The sequence below is a fragment of the Enterococcus sp. AZ077 genome (assembly GCF_051714965.1).
In the GTDB taxonomy this organism is placed as follows: domain Bacteria; phylum Bacillota; class Bacilli; order Lactobacillales; family Enterococcaceae; genus Enterococcus_B; species Enterococcus_B hirae.
Genome location: NZ_JBIOSX010000001.1, coordinates 2,506,559 through 2,526,670, shown reverse-complemented (window position 1 = coordinate 2,526,670; position 20,112 = coordinate 2,506,559). Strand labels below are relative to the sequence as shown.

Sequence of the window (20,112 nt, the reverse complement as noted above, 5' to 3'; positions counted from 1 at the left end):
GTTGAAAATCCTATGCAGATTCGCAAAGCTCTAGCCTATGGGCGTTTTATGCCAAGTCTATATGATGTTAGCAATGTGTTGAAATCGATGTATAGCAAGTAATGGTTGAATAAAGATCGCTATGTTGAGCTTATGTTAGGTGTCTACGTAACGCTGAAGGTTCTGAAAAATGGATGTACACTCCAAGCTCAGTATCGAAAGTAAATTTTAAATGATTTTTGTAAGTCAAAACTAGACAAAATCATTGAACAAAAGTTTGTTGAGAAGTTTGATGAATATCTAAGCAAGCTGATCTAGATATTTGATAAAGATAATATTTTTAAAAAGGTAAATGAACATGGTCAATATCAAGGTAATCTGAGCACCAATATATCCAAAGTGATGTTTGAAGTAGCGATTATTGAAGATATTGATCTGCCAAGTGATATTGTTGTTAATTACAGGAAGGGAATCGCAGATTATAACGATAAGTTTATCCAAAATAAAATCAATAAGACTTATTTGACGGATAGATGTAATATCTGTAAAGCGATTTTAGGTATGTGATGGTTGGATAAGAAAATAAATGAGATTGATTTTATTGACAGAATCAATCAGTTGCAAACTAGTCACGAAAAGATTATTGTGGCGAAAAATTTCTTTTCCGATTTTTTCAACAGATATTTGACATGTAATTAATGATATCTCTTTTAGTGTGTATGTTTTTCATAACGTTAAAGAAGCAGTTAGAAAGGCAGAAAATACACTGCTAATAGATGCATACACAATTGTTGAACAAATGTTGAAAAATACAAAATACCAGCTTTTAGGTTATGATGAGACTGAAAAATCTGACTATCAATTATTTTTTTAATTATAAAATTGACTCAGAAAAAATTTCGCTCAATCCGAAAATTGATGAAATTAACAAGTTTTTGATTCGCTATAATTCAGCGAGACTATTTCTTAATAAACTACCATTGTATGACAAGAGTGATCGGAATTCTGAGAGACTTGGAATTTGAATATCACATGTTTCTTTCAACGAGCCTGTGGATCGAATTATTATATGAAATAAAGAAATGTGGCGATAAAGGCGTAACTCTCTAGCTGAGGCAATTGAATTTCGAAGCTACATTTCCACTGTTAGTCTCACTTGATGAAAAATCTAGGGATATTCTTTCATTTGAAATAACGTTAGCTAGTAAATATGACCTAAATGTTATTAATGAAATTCGACAACCATCAGAAATTGAAAGTTATGGAAAAAGGTTAAAGTCCTCCAGGAGTGTTGTCAAGAATGAATACAGTTAACAGCTAAAGCATGCCCAGCATCATATCAAGTCTCTTTGTCAAGAACTCATTAGTCCGTATTGACAAAGAGTCGGTTAGTTCAAGACTTTTCACGAACCAACTGAGCATATCCTGAAAAGAGTAAAGGCTTAGTTGTCACATTTAAAAAAACAGCAATAATGGTAATGATATGAAAGTTACAAAACTATATTCAGAAGTACAAGAAGAATCAAGGCGGATTTATCCTACCTACGAAGCATCAAAGATACGCTTTGAAAAAGCCTGTAAGCAATTACAAACATTTACCGTAATACCTGAACCAACTGAGAATACTCCGATAGAAACTCGAATAGATTATATAAAGGATTTCCAAGAGCTGAATAAGTCCCATGAAGCATTGGTTACGTATGACACTTACAATGAAGAAATGGAACAATCGGATTTTTTAAAAGAACAGGTTTCTATTTTAGAAAAACAAGGTGGTTTTTATGTAACAATCAAGGATTCTTTGGTAGATGGGAACGATGAGGAAAAAGGTATGGATTTCTCAACGATTGAATTCTATAATGAACATACGATTAAGTTGTACGATATTGATTCTACTTATATTGATCAATTACTAGGGACTTACGCGGCAAACAGTACCGATGCCCGGGAAGAAATTGAGAAAGCTTTGACGAAATTGAATAAAACTGAAGGTGTGAAAGAAGTTTATCGTCAAATTTTAAATGCGTTTGACCTAGGAACATTAGATAGTAAAGATGATATTTTTCTTATCAAACGTCACTACTTTACGCAAGCAAGAGATCAGTTGATTCATACTTTTTCTAATGAATGGTTCGTTTCAGAGAAAGAGTTACATGCTTCTAACATGCAATATATGCTCGGGGAGACTCAAATCCCTAATATGAAAGCAATTATCAACAGTAAGGATTACGAAGGATACAAAGCTAAACATCCAGAAGCGAAGCCTTTTAAATATCCACAAGAAATGAAACGAGCATGGCGCAAGATGTTAGATGATGAATTGATTCCTCTTGAGAATGAGTTGAGGTAAACTGGATTAGTTTCCAAAAAAATCATAGAGAGATTACTCATGTTACACATCCCACACCATAACCACCCCACCCACCAAACCAGGTTAACTCATGTACGAGTTAACCTGGTTTTTTACTCATATTCCAACATCTTAATAAATGTTTTTTACGTTTTTTTGAAAGAAAGTACGTTACTTAATGAAATTTGGCACGATAAAGTCTATCAATGGAGGTCTAGAGATAGGGAACTATTTTTTGTTGGTTTCGGCTTATTTCAAGGTACTACTGCTTAAATAGCGCTTTAGAGTTAGGGATAAGCTTGAGGTTCCAAAGAAATCTTTAATTAAAAATAACGATATTTTTAATTATCAACTTGGTGAAGCCTTTTCATGTCTATGTTGTAGGTTATTAAATGACAAAACTAGTTGTTTTTTGATAAAATCACATACGTTATAAATTGAAATCTGTCAGTCGTTTAGAAGGGAGAAGGGATCAATGAAACCATCTATTCGTCAATGGATAGCTTAGGATTTAATAATGGATTTTGAGGTAACTAACTCATATGTTGAAAATAATCACACCTTTTCATTATTCAAAAGATGAAAAAAATAATGAATGAGTGAGAGAATAGAAAAAATATTTTCTTGCTGATTAGGTATAGTGTATTTCATGTTAGTTAAGAAAAATAAGTATGTCATAAACATAACTAGCAAGCTCTTTTAATATGAAATGATAAAAATGAGAGTGATTCACCCAATGAATAATCACTGAGTCATTTCAAATAGAGTGACGTATGAAAGGAGAAATAAAAATTGTTATGAGATTCAATCGAAAAATCATTTTGTTTGTTCTGCTAATAGCTATTGCAAGCACTTATTCCTTTATCTTTTTTAATAATACAGAAAAGATCGCAACGACAGGAGATATCGCTTTTCATTTTTCCAGGATCAAAGGATTGGCTTCTGTATTTTCGGGTCCGATCAATTTTACTACATTCAATAGTTATGGTGGTGGGGTAAACTTTTTTTATCCTTATCTAACCCTATTTCCAGCTGTGATCTTTTACTGGATTACCCATAATTTGATCTTAAGTTATATGTTATATGTTTGGGTACTGAATGTGTGTACAATACTCATCACCTTCTATTACGGACGGAAATTTTTTAAACGTGTAGATGCGGCATTTTTATTTAGTTGTTTCTATACTTTTTACGGGTATCGAATGATCGATATTTACCAACGTTCAGCGATTTCAGAATCAATTGCTCTGACGATTATGCCAGTGGTCCTCTACTACACGTATAGACTTCTTTTTGAAAAGAAGAATTGTGTGATTCCTTTAGCTGTTAGTATGAGTTTGCTTATTTATACACATGCTCTTTTTACGTTTATGAGCGTAATAGTTATTGGGCTTTTGTTTATCGGTTCACTTTTGGCTAAACGAAAAAAGAAAGAAAATGTTTTGGACTTGTTTGTTGGAATGGCAAAAGCTGTCGGCTGGACGATTCTTTTAACAGCGTATGTTTGGTACCCAATGCTGCAGCAAGTCCTGCATCAAAGCATCAATCGTCCTTTCCGCACAAACCTTCAGGAGCGGGGAGTGAACATTTTTGAAAGTTTGTTTGGTGCGATGACTAATAATTTGACGACATTTACAATGGGAACGATTGGTGTCGTGTCATTAGTCCTTCCGCTTTTCTTTTTGAAAAGATTTGAACGAAGAGAAAGAGTCATTTATTTTTGTGCAGTAGCTACGTGGTTTTTATCGACGAATGTTTTTCCATGGTTTCTTTTCCAAAATACACCTATTCAATTGATTCAATTTCCTTGGAGAATCTTAGGGTTTCAAGTGCTTTTCGGATCATTGATCTTGGCGATGGTCTTTTTGAAATGCAGACCAGATCAGAAAAAAAGTATATGGTGGATTGGCGGAATCGTCCTCCTGCTTTTGACACTAACAGTAGTAACGAAAATAAATTATACGCAAAAAATCCAATCCTATAACGGTCGTCTGATTATGACAAAAAAAGAGATTAAGCATTACACGACTTCAGGGACAGGGGGACTTTATGATTATGCACCGTCTGATGCACTGAAATACAAAAAACAGTTGAAAAAACATGAAGTAAAAGTTGGGGATGAATGGAAAAATAGTTCTCATAAAGCGTATGATTCAAAAATCATTTATACAGTGGAAGATGCGCAAGGGCAAAAAATCACGTTACCTGTGTTTGATTATTGGGGAACCGTTGCGAAAGTAAATGGTCAAACGACTAGCATAGAAAATGATGACGGGTTAGTAGCGGTTAAAGGAAAAGAAGGAACGACTACGATTGAGGTTTCCTCTACCTATCCGCCAACGATGATTCTTGCATTACTAACAAGCGTTGGAACTTTTTTATTTATCTTTATTCGATATTTGCTAAGAAGAAAAAATTTAGTAAAAAGTAAAATGGTCCTCCGATGAAGGGATCTAAAGTGAATGGCAGTGCAGAACAAACGTGAAAAGAAAGAAAATTTATAGAGTTGCCTTTTATTTTATGGGTGAATAAATTGTCTATTAGAGACACCATTTTCAGCCATTTTTGAAATAGCAACCAATGATCGTATTCCTCAACGATACCGCTAGAAACAAGGTGGACGTTGAGGATTTTTTGTTAATTGTATCAGTCTATTTGTTTTAGCTGTTTCTCTTGTGCCTAATGGTTTAAGTTTTGTATATTTACAGCAATTACGGAGAATATCTGAACAAAGAGTTAGATGTATTTGATACTAGTCATAATTGATAAATGAGGGATTGCGTTTTTCCGTGTCTCTTTATAGTTGATCAGTATTTTCTATGGCGAACTACTCCTTAGAAACCTACATAAAACTTTTCTTGAGTATCTGATTCTGATTTCGTAACGGTTAAACCAATTTTATAGATTTCAGATGAGGGATTGGTTAGAAATAATTTTTCAAATTTTCGGCATAATCTCAAGTTTGGTTTGTTAGAATGAGTGAAACAATCAAGGAGGAGTTTTATTAATGAAAAAGGGGATATTGTTGGCTGTGGGGTTGTTGTTTGTGCTAGCTGGTTGTGGAACGGATCAGGCAAAAGATGTTTCAAGTAAATCGACAGACACTATTGTTACAAAAACAAGTAAGACAGGTTCAACAACGACGAAAGAATCTGATAAGACTGAATCATCCAGCTCATCAGAAACAAAGGTAAAAACAGAGTCCACGACGACGAGTACATCAGAGTCAACTCACACTACAACGGCTGAGTCTGCGACATCAAGTAATCAGCCAGTTGAAAAAAATAGCTGGGATGCGAGTAAAGCGACTGAATTAGCTACGTTTATGTCAACTTGGGGTCAGGAAATGGGACAACAGTATAGAAGCTACAATGATCATGTGAATGCTAATTATTATGGATTGCAAGTACCACAATACATTTTTGATGGGCAATGGTCTATGGTGATTGATCAAACACCGGTTACCGTAGAATGGTCAGAAAATGGCAGAGGACAAGCGGGATTTGAATTAGTGGCGATCTACTCTGATATCGATCATCCAAAACCGTCTGGAGCTCATTTGTATTTCTTTGGTTTCCAACAAAATCAACCTAAGGTATTGGTGACTCAGCAAAATCAAGGAAACCCAAACAATTATTTGTATTTCAAAGAAACTGAGAATAATGAATTGAAGAACGGTTTCGAGCGGATTGTGAATAGCTAGAAGAGACGTCCTTCCAAACTTAGAAAGAAAATTTCTTGGAAAAGAGGTTGTGAAAGCATTGGTTAGCTCCGATAATAATAAGAAAGAATTTTTAGAAACAGTTTCTCGTGTTTTTGAAAAATTTAGGCTTATTTCAAGGAGCTGATGCTTGAACACCATGGAACAGAGGTTGTGAAAGCATCGGTTAGCTCCGATGCCAATAAGAAAGAATTTTTTGAAACAGCTCCTCATGTTTTGAAAAATTCAGGCTTATTGCAAGGAGTTGATGCTTGAACACCATTTATCTGTTTCCAGAGCAAAGAGTGAGATGGATGTCTCAGTCTTTTTTTGTTTCTGAAAGGATAATTTGCTAAATAAAACAGAAAAATTTATGAAAAATTCCAAGAATTACGTTATACTTATTATGATTTTTTGAAAGGAGTCACTAATGAAAACAAAGAAAAAATTGCTCTTATTTGTTATATTAATACTTATTGCGGGTCTTTATTCTGTGAATTATTTTAGGCATGCACAAACGATTTCTACGACAGGAGATATCGCATTTCATCTTTCCAGAATTAAAGGATTATCCTCTATATTCTCAGGACCAATCAATTTTACGACTTTTAATAGTTATGGCAGCGGTGTGAACTATTTTTACCCCTACTTTACCCTTTTTCCATCGGTAATTTTTTATTGGATTACCAATAATTTGATCGTAAGTTATATTTTATACGTATGGGTGTTGAATGTTTGTACCATCCTATTGATGTTTTATTATGGTCAAAAATTTTTAAAGCGAGTAGATGCTGCCTTTTTATTTAGCTGTCTGTATACATTCTATAGTTATCGAACGATTGATATTTACCATCGTTCAGCGATTGCAGAAGCGATTGCACTGACGATTATGCCTGTAGTTTTGTATTATGCTTACAAAATGATCTATGAAAAAGCAACGGCTGCGATCCCGTTAGCAATCAGTATGAGTTTGCTTGTTTATACCCATGTTCTCTCTACTTTCATGTGTGCGTTTTTCATTGGAATGATGATCATAGGCAAACTGATTGTGAATAAACTAAATAAGGAAGAAACCATTCGCTTGGTGTTGGAGATGTCAAAAGCTGTGGGAATGACGATTCTTTTAACGGCCTATTTTTGGTATCCTATGTTCAAGCAAACCATGTATCAATCCATCAATCAGCCAGGAAAAACAGATCTGCAAAATCAAGCGATCAATGTATCTGATAGTTTGATTGGGGCCATGAATAATGATTTGGCATCCTTTACAATCGGGATTATCGGGATTGTTTCCTTGATTCTTCCGCTTGTGTATTTTAAAAAGCTAACGAGCAAGGAAAAAGTGATTTACCTGATCGCAGTAGCTACTTGGTTATTATCAACTAAGCTGGTCCCATGGGCACTATTGCAAAATACACCCGTTCGATTGCTTCAGTTTCCTTGGCGGATATTAGGGTTTCAGGTACTTTTTGGCTCATTAATTTTATCCATTGTTTTTAATAGGATGGTATTTGGACAGAAAAAAAGAATACTTAGTATCGCAGCGATTGTTTGTTTTATGTTTGTTGTTTCGGCAGCCACTAAAGCCAATTATAATCACAAAGTGCCAACACTAGGTGACCATTTAGAGGTGAATAAAGACACTCTAGGTAGTTACATCACTGTAGGTGTTGGAGGGGTCTTTGACTATGCACCACTAGAAGCCATGAAATATAAGGAGCATGTGCAAAAGCATGAAATAAGAGTAGACAATGAATGGCAAACAGCAGCATATAAAGCTTCTGATTCCAAAATAGTCTATACAGTCAAAGGTGCTAAAGATAAAAAAATCACGTTACCCGTGTTTGATTACTGGGGAACTACAGCAAAAGTGAATGGGCAAAATACCAAGATTGAAAACAATGAAGGATTAGCAACATTTGAAGGAAAAGCAGGAACAACGGTAATTGAAGTTTCTTCTAAGTATCCCTTTACAATGATTCTTGCTTTTATTGTCAGTCTAGTAAGCTATCTTTTTGTTTTTATTCGTTTCTTGATCGGCAAATGTTTCGTTTCGAAAAAAATTGCGTAACATAAATATTCGTACTAGGACAAAAAACTGAAAGATTCGTTTTTATTTGTAAAAGACGGGACACCGAAACATCTAGTGAGATCACTAGGTGTTTTTTTATTCTTATTTAGTTCATGGTGAATGACAGTAGAAAAAATAGACAACATCGAGTGATTGATTTTTAGAATAAAGTTGAACGATTATGATGGCAAAAGAACTTTTTATGAGTTTAAAGTTATTTAATAGTATTTTTCTAGTATTTTTATAGTGGGTTGCATTATATAAATATGTGGAAAAAGTATATACGTAGCTTTTTGTTTATTGATAAAAATAAACAATTTAGCTGTTGGAAATCCGATTTTAGCGAATGATGTTTATTGTTTAAGTATATAAAGAAGGAGAAAATATGATGTTTGAAATATTTAAAGGGAAAACTATTTCTCTAAGTAATCCGACTGTCTTATTAAGTCATAGTTCTAAAAATAAAAATTATGGTGATCTCATCCGAGACCTATTGGTAAGCTGTGGAGTTCCTAATGATATGTTATTGTATTCTTCTCATAAAATGAATGAAATACCAGTTGGCAATAACATTTTTGACTATCTCGAAAAAACTATAAAAGTAAAAAAACATGCAGTTTTTTTACTTTCTGATGACTATTTCGAAAGTACTGCTTGTTTAAATGAAATGGGAGCTATTTGGCTCAATCAAAATCAGTACACACAATTATTTTTACCTGATTTTGATTTAAAGCATCATAGCTATTTAAGCTGTTGTATAAATAGTAAAGACAAAGGGATATTTTTAACTGGAGATGACCGTTGTCAAAAGGGTTTAACAGATTTTGTAAGAAATATTCTAAGGGATAGCTTTTTATCATTTAATGAGACAGAACTGGCTTATAATGCGGAGATATGTTGTAAGAATTTAAGAGATTTAATCCCCAGAGATAAAGTATGGAAATCAAGAATTAGTGAAATAACGGAGAACAAAGGATATGTTTTCGCTAAAATTGAAAATTTAATTCCTACAGGAGAAGTTTTTAAAGAAGGTGAAAATCACTGGTTACAATTAAACACGAACTATTTTCCTGAAGCAGAATCAATGAAAGTGGGAGATAGGATAGCATTTAAAGTGAAGGATTTTACAGAGTGCAAAAGTTTTCAAGAGTTAAAAAATTATAGAAATATATATGCTTATAGAGAAACACTTGAGATTATTGATTAGTATAAGCTATATTAGGAAATTTTATGCTATTTTGTAGAATATATGTGTAATAGAAAATACAAGAATGACTTTTATTTATTAGAATATCAATGAATAAATTGGTTTGGCTATCCAACCGTATTAAATAAGAATAACGCATATTAGTGAACAGAAAAGGAGTCGCTTTCTGTTCATTTTTTATAAATTTTAAAAAGCTATCAAGTGATAACAGGTGAGACGTCCATTTAACTGTCAGTTATTTCTTCACAGTTGCCAGTGCCTATCAGTCTCATAAATGACATATAAGTCGTTAATCATATTCATAAAATTGAATATTCTTTAATGAAAAAACGGTTTGCTATTTTTAGAGAGAAATCCAGTTTTTTTTAATTTGTTTCATCAATGATTATTGGATAAGGCAATCTTTCAGATTCGACAGAGATTCTACGCTTATAAGCATTCTTTTTCACCCAGTCAATAGTTAATACAGAATTTGAATAGATCATCTTCTAGCGGTCTTGTTTTTAACGCATTGATTAACACTTAACAAGCAAAACTCCAGATTCGACATTCATTTGTTCGTTTATTAATTTTTTTTCATAACTAAGTTATTGCTAGTCAATTTATTGTAAAGTAACGTATGAAATAAATGGACTGATAACGTAGCTTCTGAAATTGCCGTTTGAGCTAGTGTAGCAATGAGGGATTTCAGCGTTAGATTGTTGCTAACAGAAGATGAATGGGGTGGGGGAACATGAAGAAACATTATTTGGCTTGTTTGTTGTGTCTATTCTTTTTATTTGCTTTGCCAGTACAGGGCTTTGCAGTAGCGGGTGGACATGGAGGTGGCTCAACGAGAAGCGGTGGATCTGGCGGAAGTTTTAGTGGTAGCTCGGTCGGACATCATTTTTATGACGATCGACCAATCATCGGACGATCACGAGGGTATTATCGATCGAGTTCATACGGTGACGTCGAGGACTATGTATTAATGGGGGCGTCTGTTGGTGGTTTTGCGGCGTTTGCTTTATTTAAAAGGAAGAAAGAACAGCGCAATGTGACCAGAGAGCTATTTTCTCGTATGCCGGGGAAAAAGAAAGCGAAGAAAAGATTGCTTTCAGAGATCGAAACCAGCTTCTTTGCGATTCAAAACGCTTGGGAACATGAAAAAATGGAAAAAGCCTCGCGCTATTATACGAAAAAATTATTTTTGGAGCATCAACAAGTCTTACAAAAGAATCAAGCAGAAGGTATTAAAAATCATACTAAAAAAATCGTCCTGCAACAGTTGGGGAACTATCGTCAAATAGAGGAAGACAGTTTCTCGATCCGAATTGATTTTAGTTGCTATGATTATACGATTGATCGAAAAAATAACCTGCTCTTATCAGGGTACAAGCATCAGCGACAATATTTTTCTCAGATCTGGTATTTCAATTATTCAGACAAAGAACAAAAATGGCAGGTAGATTATATCCAACCGATTTCATTGGGTTAAGGTAACGGTAGGAATGATTAGTGGATGCTGAGTTTATTGATAACAAAGCATAAATCAAAAAATGTCATAGTGGGGGAGCCGTGATCAGAATGAATCTGGTCGGCTCTCTTTTTTTGTGGGAATGTTTTTCTTTTTTAGTGAAGTACGGGGATACTCATAGGAATGTTAGCCAACAGAGGGGATGAACCTGGCTATCATAGTTCATTTTTCAACAGGACTTGTGGAGCAATGAAAAGTGGAGAGTGTACCCTATAATAGCTAAAAGAGAACCTCACGTTAATTAATTTCCGCTACCTAGGAAAAAAGTAAGTTTGAAAGCGCATACCTTGGTAGCTAAACTAAACGTGTAAGAAAAAAAGGGGAGATGGTAAAGATGGCAAAAAATATTTTGTTGATTTGTGGTTCTGGTGCTTCTAGTGGATTTATGGCGGCTGCTATTCGAAAAGCAGCGAAAAAAAGAGGGGAAGAAGTAACTGTAAAAGCGGCTAGTGAGTCGCAATTGGATGAACGGATCAATGAGATCAATTATCTGTTGATTGGTCCGCATTTGTCTTATATGTTGGCAGATCTCAAAGCACAAATTGAAGGAAAGAACGTGAAAGTAGCAGTCATTCCACAAGCAACCTATGGCACTTTAAATGGAGATAAGGCACTAGATCTGATTTTAAGTATGGAGGGCTAACGAATGATGAATAAAATTATGGACTTCATGACGAACAAATTTGCGCCAAAAGTAAATAAAATTGTCAAGAATCCTTGGGTCTCGGCGATCCAAGATTCGATCATGGCGGCTTTGCCGTTAGTTTTTGTTGGGTCATTAGTCACAGTGGTTTCTCTGCTAAAAAATCTTTTTGCAGGTTTACCTGATTTTTCAATGATTAGTAATTTTTCTTTTGGGATGTTTGGTTTGATTGTTTCTTTTTTGATTCCTTATTATCTCATGGAAAAAAAGGGAAACAGCGGTCAAAAGCTGATTTCAGGTGCTACCGGATTAGTGTTATTCATGATGTTACTATTTCCCACAGTATCTGCTGAAGGAAATGCTACGTTTATTCTTTCTCGGTTTGGCGCTACAGGCATGTTTCTTGCGATTATTTCGGGTCTTTTTGTTGCCTGTGTGATGAATTTTGCTGCTAAAAGATCATTTTTCGATGAAGATACACCGATCCCTGATTTCGTGGTGGGGTGGTTTAATAGTTTATTGCCGATTACGTTTATCTTGATCGTTGGTTGGTTTATCACGGTACAAATGAATGTTGACTTCTTTGAAGTGGTCGTTTGGGCATTCAGTCCATTGGCAAAAATCGTGCAATCTTACCCAGGTTTTGTCTTATCCGTTTTTATCCCAGTCTTTTTATATACGTTCGGTATTTCAGGTTGGGTGATGATGCCGGCTATCTATCCTGTATATATGGCTGGATTAGCTGCTAATGCTGAGGCTGTTGCAAATGGTGGACAAGCAATGAACATTGCTACTCAAGAAACTTGTTATGCTTTTTCATCAATGGGTGGTGTGGGGACTACCTTGGCCTTGTCTGTGATGATGTTGCTGCTAAGTAAATCAGCACAATTAAAAGCGATTGGTAAAGCGGTCTTTATTCCTTCGATCTTTAATATTAATGAACCGTTGGTTTTTGGGGCACCGATTGCTTTTAATCCTTACTTGATGATTCCTATGTGGATCAACGCACTGATCGTACCAACGATTTCTTATGTTGTGATGAATATGGGCTTCGTGAATATTCCTAGTCAATCATTCTTGTTGTGGTACATGCCATATCCATTTACATCTTATTTAGCCACTCAAGATTTCCGTGCGGTCATCGTCTGTCTGTTGATCTTTGTTATCACATGGTTTATCTTCTTACCATTTTTTAAAGCATATGATAGTTCATTATTAAAACAAGAAAAAATTGCTGAAGAACAAGAAGCGGCGCAAGCAAAAGCAATGCAAGCTTCAACGGCTCAATAATTGGAGGTAGTAGTATGTCACAACAGTTTGTGGAAGAAACAGATAGCCTAAACGAATTATCGATGAATATTTTGATCCATGCAGGTAATGCTCGTGAATTACTGGTAAAAGGTCTGAATGCACTGGAGGAAATGGCGTTCGATGAAGCAGAAGAATTGATTCAATCGGCACATAAAGAAGTGGTGATTGCTCACGGCTTGCAAACAGATACGTTACAAATGGAAGCTTCAGGAGAGCAGATCCGCTATTCTACGTTGTTCTGTCATGCGCAAGATACGTTGATGACAGCACAAAGTGAGATATTGATTGGTGAACATATGGTTCGGTTATTTCGGAACTTTTCAAAAAAATTAACTAAATAGGAGGTATTTCATGTTTAAAGAATACAAAATGCCAAAAGATTTTCTTTGGGGAGGGGCGATTGCTGCCAACCAAGCAGAAGGGGCTTATCAAGTTGATGGTAAGGGCATCAGCCTCGCTGATTTACATGTTTTCCATGCGGATAAAACAAATGCAGAAATTGCGGAAGAGCAACATAAAGGAATGTCTTTGGCTCAGTTGAAGGCGAATATGACAGATGAACAAGGCTATTATCCTAAACGCCATGGGATCGATTTTTATCATACCTATCCTGAAGATTTAGCGCTATTAGCAGAGATGGGCTTTAAAACGTTTCGGACGTCGATTGATTGGTCGAGGATTTTTCCTACGGGCGATGAAACGGAACCGAATGAAGCGGGTTTGGCTTATTATGATGCGTTGATTGATAAGATCCGTGAGTTAGGGATGGAGCCGATTATTACGATGCTTCATTATGAAACACCGGTAGACATTACTTTAAACTACGGGGGTTGGCATAATCGGAAAGTGATCGATCTATTTGTAAAATATGGAAAAACAATTTTAGATCGTTACAAAGATAAAGTGAAGTATTGGATCGTCATCAATCAGATCAACTTGATCCAATTTGAACCATTCAATTCAACTGCTATTCCTTATGATACGGTGGATCATTACGAAGAAGCTAGCTATCAAGCGATCCATAATCAGTTCGTTGCCAGTGCTAAAATCTATGAATATGGGAAAAAGCTCAACCCTGAAATGCAAATTGGAACGATGGTTGCAGATTGCACCGCCTATCCATTTTCTTGCGATCCAGATGATATCATTTTGGCTTTACGTCGTAATCGGATGGAGTATTTCTATACAGATGTGCAATTTCGAGGGGAATATCCTCAGTATGCGTTGAATTATTTTGCTGAAAATAATATCCATCTCGAGATCACTGAAGAAGACAAAGCCATTTTACAAGCGAATACGATGGATTATCTGGCTATTTCTTATTATTATTCGCAAATGGTCGACTCCAAGAAAAACGATATGAACCCTGCATCGGTGACACCTAACCCGAACTTGAAAGCTAATCCATGGGGGTGGGCAGTGGATCCTAAAGGGTTGTATCATTCACTGTCGCAATATTGGGATCGTTATGGTAAAGCGATTATTATTGCAGAAAATGGCTTTGGAATGTACGACCAGTTGGAAAACGGCAAGATTCATGATGATTATCGGATCGATTATCTGGCTAGTCACATTGAAGAAATGAAACGTGCGATGTATGATGGAGTCAATGTGATTGCTTATTGTGCATGGGGGCCGATTGACATTATCAGCTGTTCATCTGCTCAAATGGAAAAACGTTATGGATTTATCTATGTGGATCTGGATAATGAAGGAAAAGGTAGTGGTGATCGGATCAAAAAAGATAGTTTTTACTGGTACAAAAATGTGATTGAATCGAATGGAGAAAATTTGTAAAGTCGCCAGTTTAAAGAATAGGTGTGATGCGAGACATGGATTTCGTATCCACCTTTTTTTGAGATAGTGTGGCAAATCAATGGATAGCAACACATGTGTGGGGGAGATAGAAAGTGGCAACGAAAAGGCAAAGAGAGATTATCGCATATCTTGCAAAACGACAGCAGCATTGGGTCACTGCGACGGAACTAGCAACATTTTGTAACTGTACGACTCGAACCATTCGTAATCAAATCACAAAGATCAATGAGACGGAGCAACAAATTATTTCTAGTAATCAAGGGTATCGGATCAAACAAGCTACCCAGGATAATCAAGTGATCCAAGCAACGAATGACCGGCAATCACAGTTGTTTCTGACGTTGTTAAAAAGCAATCATGGCATTGATCTCTATGATCTGGCAGACACGATGTTTCTCTCTGAGTCAACGTTAAAAAATGACATCCAGCTTTTGCGTAACGAGATTCAAAACAAACAATTGAAATTAACGATCAAAGCCAATCAAATTTATTTAGAAGGATCAGAAAGTGATAAAAGGCGTTACATGATTTCGCTATTGTATGAGGAAGGCGATTATCAGGAAAAACTAAAGTATCATGTCCAAGATATGATTGGCACGCTTTCGCTTATTGATCTAGAGCGAACCATCCATGATGTCTTGGCTTCACACAAAATCAAAATCAATCGTTATTCGATGAACAATATTGTGCTTCATTTTGCGATTAGTATTGAACGGATTCGCCAAGGAAATGATCTGAAAAGCGTGAAGGACTTTCCATTAAGAAATGATGCAACGGAATTTCAATTGTGTGTGGAGATTACTGAACTTCTTTCAAATACTTATCACATTCATTTTTCTGATGCTGAAGTCAAGCAGTTATCCTTACTTTTTATTGGATTACAAAATGAATATCTTACGAATCGCAAAGAGCTATCCTTGTCCAAAATTGTTGAAGCTCGAGTGATTGAAACACTAAATGAAGTTTTAGAGAAAGTCAAAGAAACCTATTTGATTGATTTACAAGATGAAGCTTTTTTCAATAAATTAGCTATCCATCTGCAAAATCTTTATGATCGCTCTCAATATGAACGGTTCACCCGGAATAGCAGCCTTTTAGATATAAAAACAGCCTATCCATTGACGTATGACATTGCGGTTTACTTGTCGATGTTAGTTCAGGAAAAATTAGCGATTTGGTTTAATGAGGATGAGATTTCTTTTATTGCGTTACACATCGGGGCTTACTTAGAAAGCAAAAAAGAAAAAAGACCAAAGTTGCGAGTGCTAGTTGATCACAACAATTACCATGATTTTGAAGAAACAAACGTTCAAAATATTCGTAGTATGCTAGGGGAAGATGTGGAGATCGTGGCGGTTGATCATCATGAGGTAAGCGTACAAGAAAATGACGTGTATGTCTCTTCTGATCGTGACAGAGTGACTGAAATCAATGGCGCAGTATATGTCCATCCTATTTTGACGCGTAAAGATTTTGCAAAGATCCAAAAACGGGTGACTGCCAAGCGAAAAAGTAATTGGCGAAAACAGATGTTTCATTTGATTGATCGGTTTATTATTGAAGATCTCTATTTTAATCAATTTGATCCGACCGATCAGACACCTAAAATGATTCGGGAAAAATTGTTTGATCGATTGTTAGTGACAGGGTATGTGGAGGAAGAATTTTCCCAGAGGATGGAAAAACGAGAAGCGATGTCATCGACCAGTTTCCCATCAGGTATCGCAGTACCCCACTCGTTGGAACAACAGGCGAAAAAAAGTGCCCTTTCGATTATGACCTTGCAAGAAACCCTAAAATGGGACGAATATCCTGTTCAAATCGTAGCTTTAGTTGCCATTTCACAAGATGAAGCCAAAGAATTTAATGATTTTTTTGAAATGTTTATCGAAATCGTTTCTGATCCGATCAATGTGCGATTGTTAGCGGGTGCAGAAAATTTTACAGAATTCATCTTAAAAATGAAAATGTTGGTCGAAACGGAAGAATGATCCGTGAATGTTGAGGGCGTTGGTTTTATTCTTGTATGAGAGGAACGCTCGCTTTTGTCTTAGGGATCACTGCTAATCGATCATTGCCAAAGTAGCCGAAAGCTTTCTATTGATTTTTGGTTACTTTGTTTTTTTGTGCTTGCAGTGATTGAAGGAAGTAATTTAAAACATCTTTCTGCTAACTTCCAATTGAACGGAGAAGTTTAGGATTGCCCGTTTTTCTCTTAGGCAAGCTGATTTCACGTAAAGTAGTGTAAAAAGAAGGCTAAGCTATAGAATAAAATTGTGTAATAAATCTTAGATAGGTATAATGTAAGGCAAAAGGGAGGAATAAAACATGAAAATTGCAATTGCAGGAGCTGGAGCGATGGGAAGTCGTTTCGGTCTGATGTTACATCAAGGTGGAAACGAAGTACTATTGATCGACGGCTGGGCAGATCATGTCCAACAAATCAAAGAGCATGGGTTAAAAGCAGATTTCAATGGCGAAGAAGTAGTTGAGAAGTTACCAGTCGTTCTTCAATCAGAAGTAGGCGAAGAAGATCAGGTAGATTTGATCATCTTATTTACTAAAGCGATGCAATTAGAAAAAATGCTAACAGATATCCGTCCATTGATCAAAGAAGAAACGGAAGTATTATGCTTATTGAATGGTATCGGACATGAAGATATCATTGAAAAATTTGTTCCAATGGCAAACATTTATATTGGTAACACCATGTGGACGGCGGGCTTAGAAGGACCTGGAAAAGTCAAACTGTTTGGAAGTGGTTCAATTGAGCTGCAAAATCTTGGAGAAGGCAAAGAAGAACAAGCGAAAGCACTAGCTGAAAAATTATCAGAATCAGGCTTACATGCGAAATTCTCTGATAACATCCATTATTCCATTTACCGTAAAGCTTGTGTGAATGGCACGATGAATGGGTTATGCACGATTTTGGATGTGAACATGGCAGGGTTAGGTCAAACTTCGACTGCGCATAAGATGGTGGAAACGATTGTTCGTGAATTTGCGGCAGTGGCAGAAGCTGAAAACATCCACTTAGATATCCCAGAAGTGATCGCTCATTGTGAATCTTGTTTCGATCCAGAAACGATCGGATTACATTATCCATCCATGTATCAAGATTTGATCAAGAATCACCGCTTGACGGAAATCGACTACATCAACGGTGCGGTTTCAAGAAAAGGGAAGAAATATGGTATTGCAACACCTTATTGTGACTTCTTAACAGAATTGATCCATGCGAAAGAAGATAGCTTGCAGGTAAAATAAAGGGGGATAATTGATGGAACAGACACAAAGCATGTCACCAAAGATTTTTCTGAACAAAGTACTAGCTGGTACAGCAACGGGGATTATCATCGGATTGATTCCTAACGCAGTATTAGGGGCGATTTTAAGATACTTTAGTGGTTCTTCTTTTGCGATGGCTGTTGCTCAAATGGCGGTCATCTTCCAATTAGCGACACCGCTGATTATCGGTGGATTGATAGCTTTGCAATTTGGTTTTGCACCGATGAAGATGATGGTGGTGGCTGGTGCCGCATTTGTCGGGTCAGGGGTGGTGAAGTTTACTCCTGATCTTGGTGAAACAGGTGTGTACGTTGGTGCTGGTACAGGCGATATCATCAATACGATGATCACTGCTTCTATCGCAGTTGGGTTGATTTATCTGATTGGTGAACGGTTTGGTTCGGTAGCGATTGTGTTGACTCCGATCGTTGTTGGTGTAGGCGCAGGGGTGATCGGGTTTTATCTCTATCCTTATGTGGCAGATATTACCTCAGCTATCGGAACGGTCATCAATAATTTCACGACGCTACAACCTTTACTGATGTCGATCTTGATTGGCTGTTCTTTTGCCTTCTTGATCATTTCACCGATTTCCACCGTAGCAATCGGAGTGGCGATCCAACTAGATGGTGTTTCAGCAGGAGCGGCAGCAATGGGTGTCGCAGCAACGACTTTCGTTTTGATCGTGAACTCGTGGAAAGTCAATAAATCAGGAGTGACGATCGCCATTACGTTAGGAGCGATGAAGATGATGATGCCTAATCTGTTTCGCAGACCGATTATTCTCGTTCCTTGTCTGATCAGTGCAGTGATTACAGCTATTCCAGTTGCTTTGTTGTCTATTTCAGGAACCCCTGCCTCGGCTGGTTTTGGGATCGTTGGCTTAGTTGGTCCTTTAGCTTCTTTAGATGCAGGTCTAAATCCGGCTCTTGTTGTTTTGAGCTGGTTAGTCGTCCCAGTTGCGGCAGCATTGTTCACTCAGTTTTTATGTGAGAAAGTATTGAAACTATATGATCGAGCAGATGTGTTTGAATTCTTAGGCTAGTGAAACGGCTGATTTTTTGGCTGAGTCTGCTCCTTTGATAGTGAGACAAATCATCTCAATAAAAAAAGCTTGAATTTTTAATTCCTTTTTTCGAAGGAGATTAAAAGTTCAGGCTTTTTTAATATAAAAAACGAAATTTTTTGTGGATATAGATCAGTGTAGGTATTTTTTTGCTTCTTAGTAGCATTATTTAGTAATATTGATAGTATTTATTTTTCATTAAGCGGTATAATGTTTTTGAATATAATGGAGGGGCGTAATATGGAGATAATGCAAGCGGGTATCAGAGTTCCAAAAAACCAATTGGTAGAAAAAGTGAAGGAATTACATTTTTCAGAAAAAATTGTTAAACATTTAAATGGGGCAATAGTGACGAGTGGTACCGTCATGGAAATTATAAATAAAGGAGAATACGTATTAGATATTCCACCGGAAATATTAAAGGGACTAAAAAATGGAACGTATCGTTTTGTCTCTGGGAAAGATGGAGTATATGCACAGATTGCTGATAAAAAAAGTGGCGAATTTGTTAAAAATTTGACATTAAAAAATGGAACAAGCGTTTGTTCAGCTTTGGGTCCTGCAGCAATAGTAGTAGGAGTCATGTTAGAACTTAAAAAAATCGAAGACAAATTAGATGATCTTAATTTGAAAATAGACGAAGTAATCAAAAATTTTGAAAATGATCGTTATGCAGGTGTAGTTTCTGCTAAAGAGAAATATGAACAATCAGTGTTAATAAAAGATCCTCAAATAAAAAAACAGTTATTAGTTAATGTGCTAAATGATATCACTACTGTGAAATATCAATTGTTAAAACAGTTAGAAGGAAAGGTAATCAGTTACCGAAAAAACCGTATGAAATTTGGTGATAAAGAAAAGTCAGCAAATGATATTTTGCAAAATATTTTATTTATAAATGAGAGTTTTAATATCCAAGTAAATTGCCTTTCAGATTTAGATGAATATGTTGCTTTGAACTATAGCTTAAATCTCCATAAAAAAGATTTGGAAAGCATTTTGACTAGAGAAATGGCGTTAAAATTAGATGAGTATTTTCAAAAATCAACCAATCCAATAACAGAAGCAATTGATGATATTCATACGTTGATTCATACTATCTCTGATATGATCGAAGCGGATCCTGAGTATATTTTAAGTGGATATGTAACGGACTAATGGGG

At 36.0% G+C, this 20,112-nt stretch carries 13 protein-coding genes and 1 pseudogene; all 14 read left to right on the top strand.

What is annotated here, in order from left to right:
- Positions 1-1,367 precede the first annotated feature (1,367 nt).
- Positions 1,368-2,329, top strand: a pseudogene (locus IGL28_RS11725) (type I restriction endonuclease subunit R, EcoR124 family); the annotation flags it as partial.
- 797 nt (positions 2,330-3,126) lie between these two features.
- Complete coding sequence (locus IGL28_RS11720) at positions 3,127-4,776, top strand: hypothetical protein (protein ID WP_081128788.1); 1,650 nt, start codon at positions 3,127-3,129, stop codon at positions 4,774-4,776.
- Positions 4,777-5,336: 560 nt separating this feature from the next.
- The gene (locus IGL28_RS11715) at positions 5,337-6,032 is read left to right on the top strand and encodes a DUF4767 domain-containing protein (protein ID WP_081128786.1); all 696 of its coding nucleotides are present in this window, start codon (positions 5,337-5,339) and stop codon (positions 6,030-6,032) included.
- A gap of 427 nt (positions 6,033-6,459) precedes the next feature.
- A complete protein-coding gene (locus IGL28_RS11710; RefSeq protein WP_081128785.1) occupies positions 6,460-8,100 on the top strand; it encodes a hypothetical protein in 1,641 nt (546 codons plus the stop codon).
- 388 nt (positions 8,101-8,488) lie between these two features.
- Entirely contained in the window at positions 8,489-9,307 is an 819-nt protein-coding gene (locus tag IGL28_RS11705) for a toll/interleukin-1 receptor domain-containing protein (protein ID WP_010720936.1), read from the top strand.
- A gap of 733 nt (positions 9,308-10,040) precedes the next feature.
- On the top strand, positions 10,041-10,784 hold the full coding sequence (locus IGL28_RS11700; RefSeq protein ID WP_081128783.1) for a hypothetical protein: 744 nt from the start codon (positions 10,041-10,043) through the stop codon (positions 10,782-10,784).
- A gap of 364 nt (positions 10,785-11,148) precedes the next feature.
- A complete protein-coding gene (locus tag IGL28_RS11695) occupies positions 11,149-11,466 on the top strand; it encodes a PTS sugar transporter subunit IIB (RefSeq protein ID WP_196763502.1) in 318 nt (105 codons plus the stop codon).
- 6 nt (positions 11,467-11,472) lie between these two features.
- A complete protein-coding gene (locus IGL28_RS11690; protein ID WP_218619969.1) occupies positions 11,473-12,756 on the top strand; it encodes a PTS sugar transporter subunit IIC in 1,284 nt (427 codons plus the stop codon).
- 14 nt (positions 12,757-12,770) lie between these two features.
- Positions 12,771-13,118, top strand: coding sequence for a PTS lactose/cellobiose transporter subunit IIA (locus tag IGL28_RS11685; RefSeq protein ID WP_010720932.1), 348 nt, complete (start codon positions 12,771-12,773; stop codon positions 13,116-13,118).
- 10 nt (positions 13,119-13,128) lie between these two features.
- The gene (locus tag IGL28_RS11680; RefSeq protein ID WP_010737052.1) at positions 13,129-14,574 is read left to right on the top strand and encodes a glycoside hydrolase family 1 protein; all 1,446 of its coding nucleotides are present in this window, start codon (positions 13,129-13,131) and stop codon (positions 14,572-14,574) included.
- A 113-nt stretch (positions 14,575-14,687) separates the two neighbouring features.
- Positions 14,688-16,586 carry a BglG family transcription antiterminator gene (locus IGL28_RS11675; RefSeq protein WP_096708709.1) on the top strand — a complete coding sequence of 633 codons (1,899 nt, stop codon included), beginning with the start codon at positions 14,688-14,690 and terminating at the stop codon, positions 16,584-16,586.
- A gap of 337 nt (positions 16,587-16,923) precedes the next feature.
- The gene (locus IGL28_RS11670) at positions 16,924-17,862 is read left to right on the top strand and encodes a 2-dehydropantoate 2-reductase (protein WP_010720928.1); all 939 of its coding nucleotides are present in this window, start codon (positions 16,924-16,926) and stop codon (positions 17,860-17,862) included.
- Positions 17,863-17,875: 13 nt separating this feature from the next.
- A complete protein-coding gene (locus IGL28_RS11665) occupies positions 17,876-18,928 on the top strand; it encodes a PTS sugar transporter subunit IIC (RefSeq protein WP_081128778.1) in 1,053 nt (350 codons plus the stop codon).
- A 261-nt stretch (positions 18,929-19,189) separates the two neighbouring features.
- Positions 19,190-20,107 carry a hypothetical protein gene (locus IGL28_RS11660; protein ID WP_010737054.1) on the top strand — a complete coding sequence of 306 codons (918 nt, stop codon included), beginning with the start codon at positions 19,190-19,192 and terminating at the stop codon, positions 20,105-20,107.
- Positions 20,108-20,112: the final 5 nt, after the last annotated feature.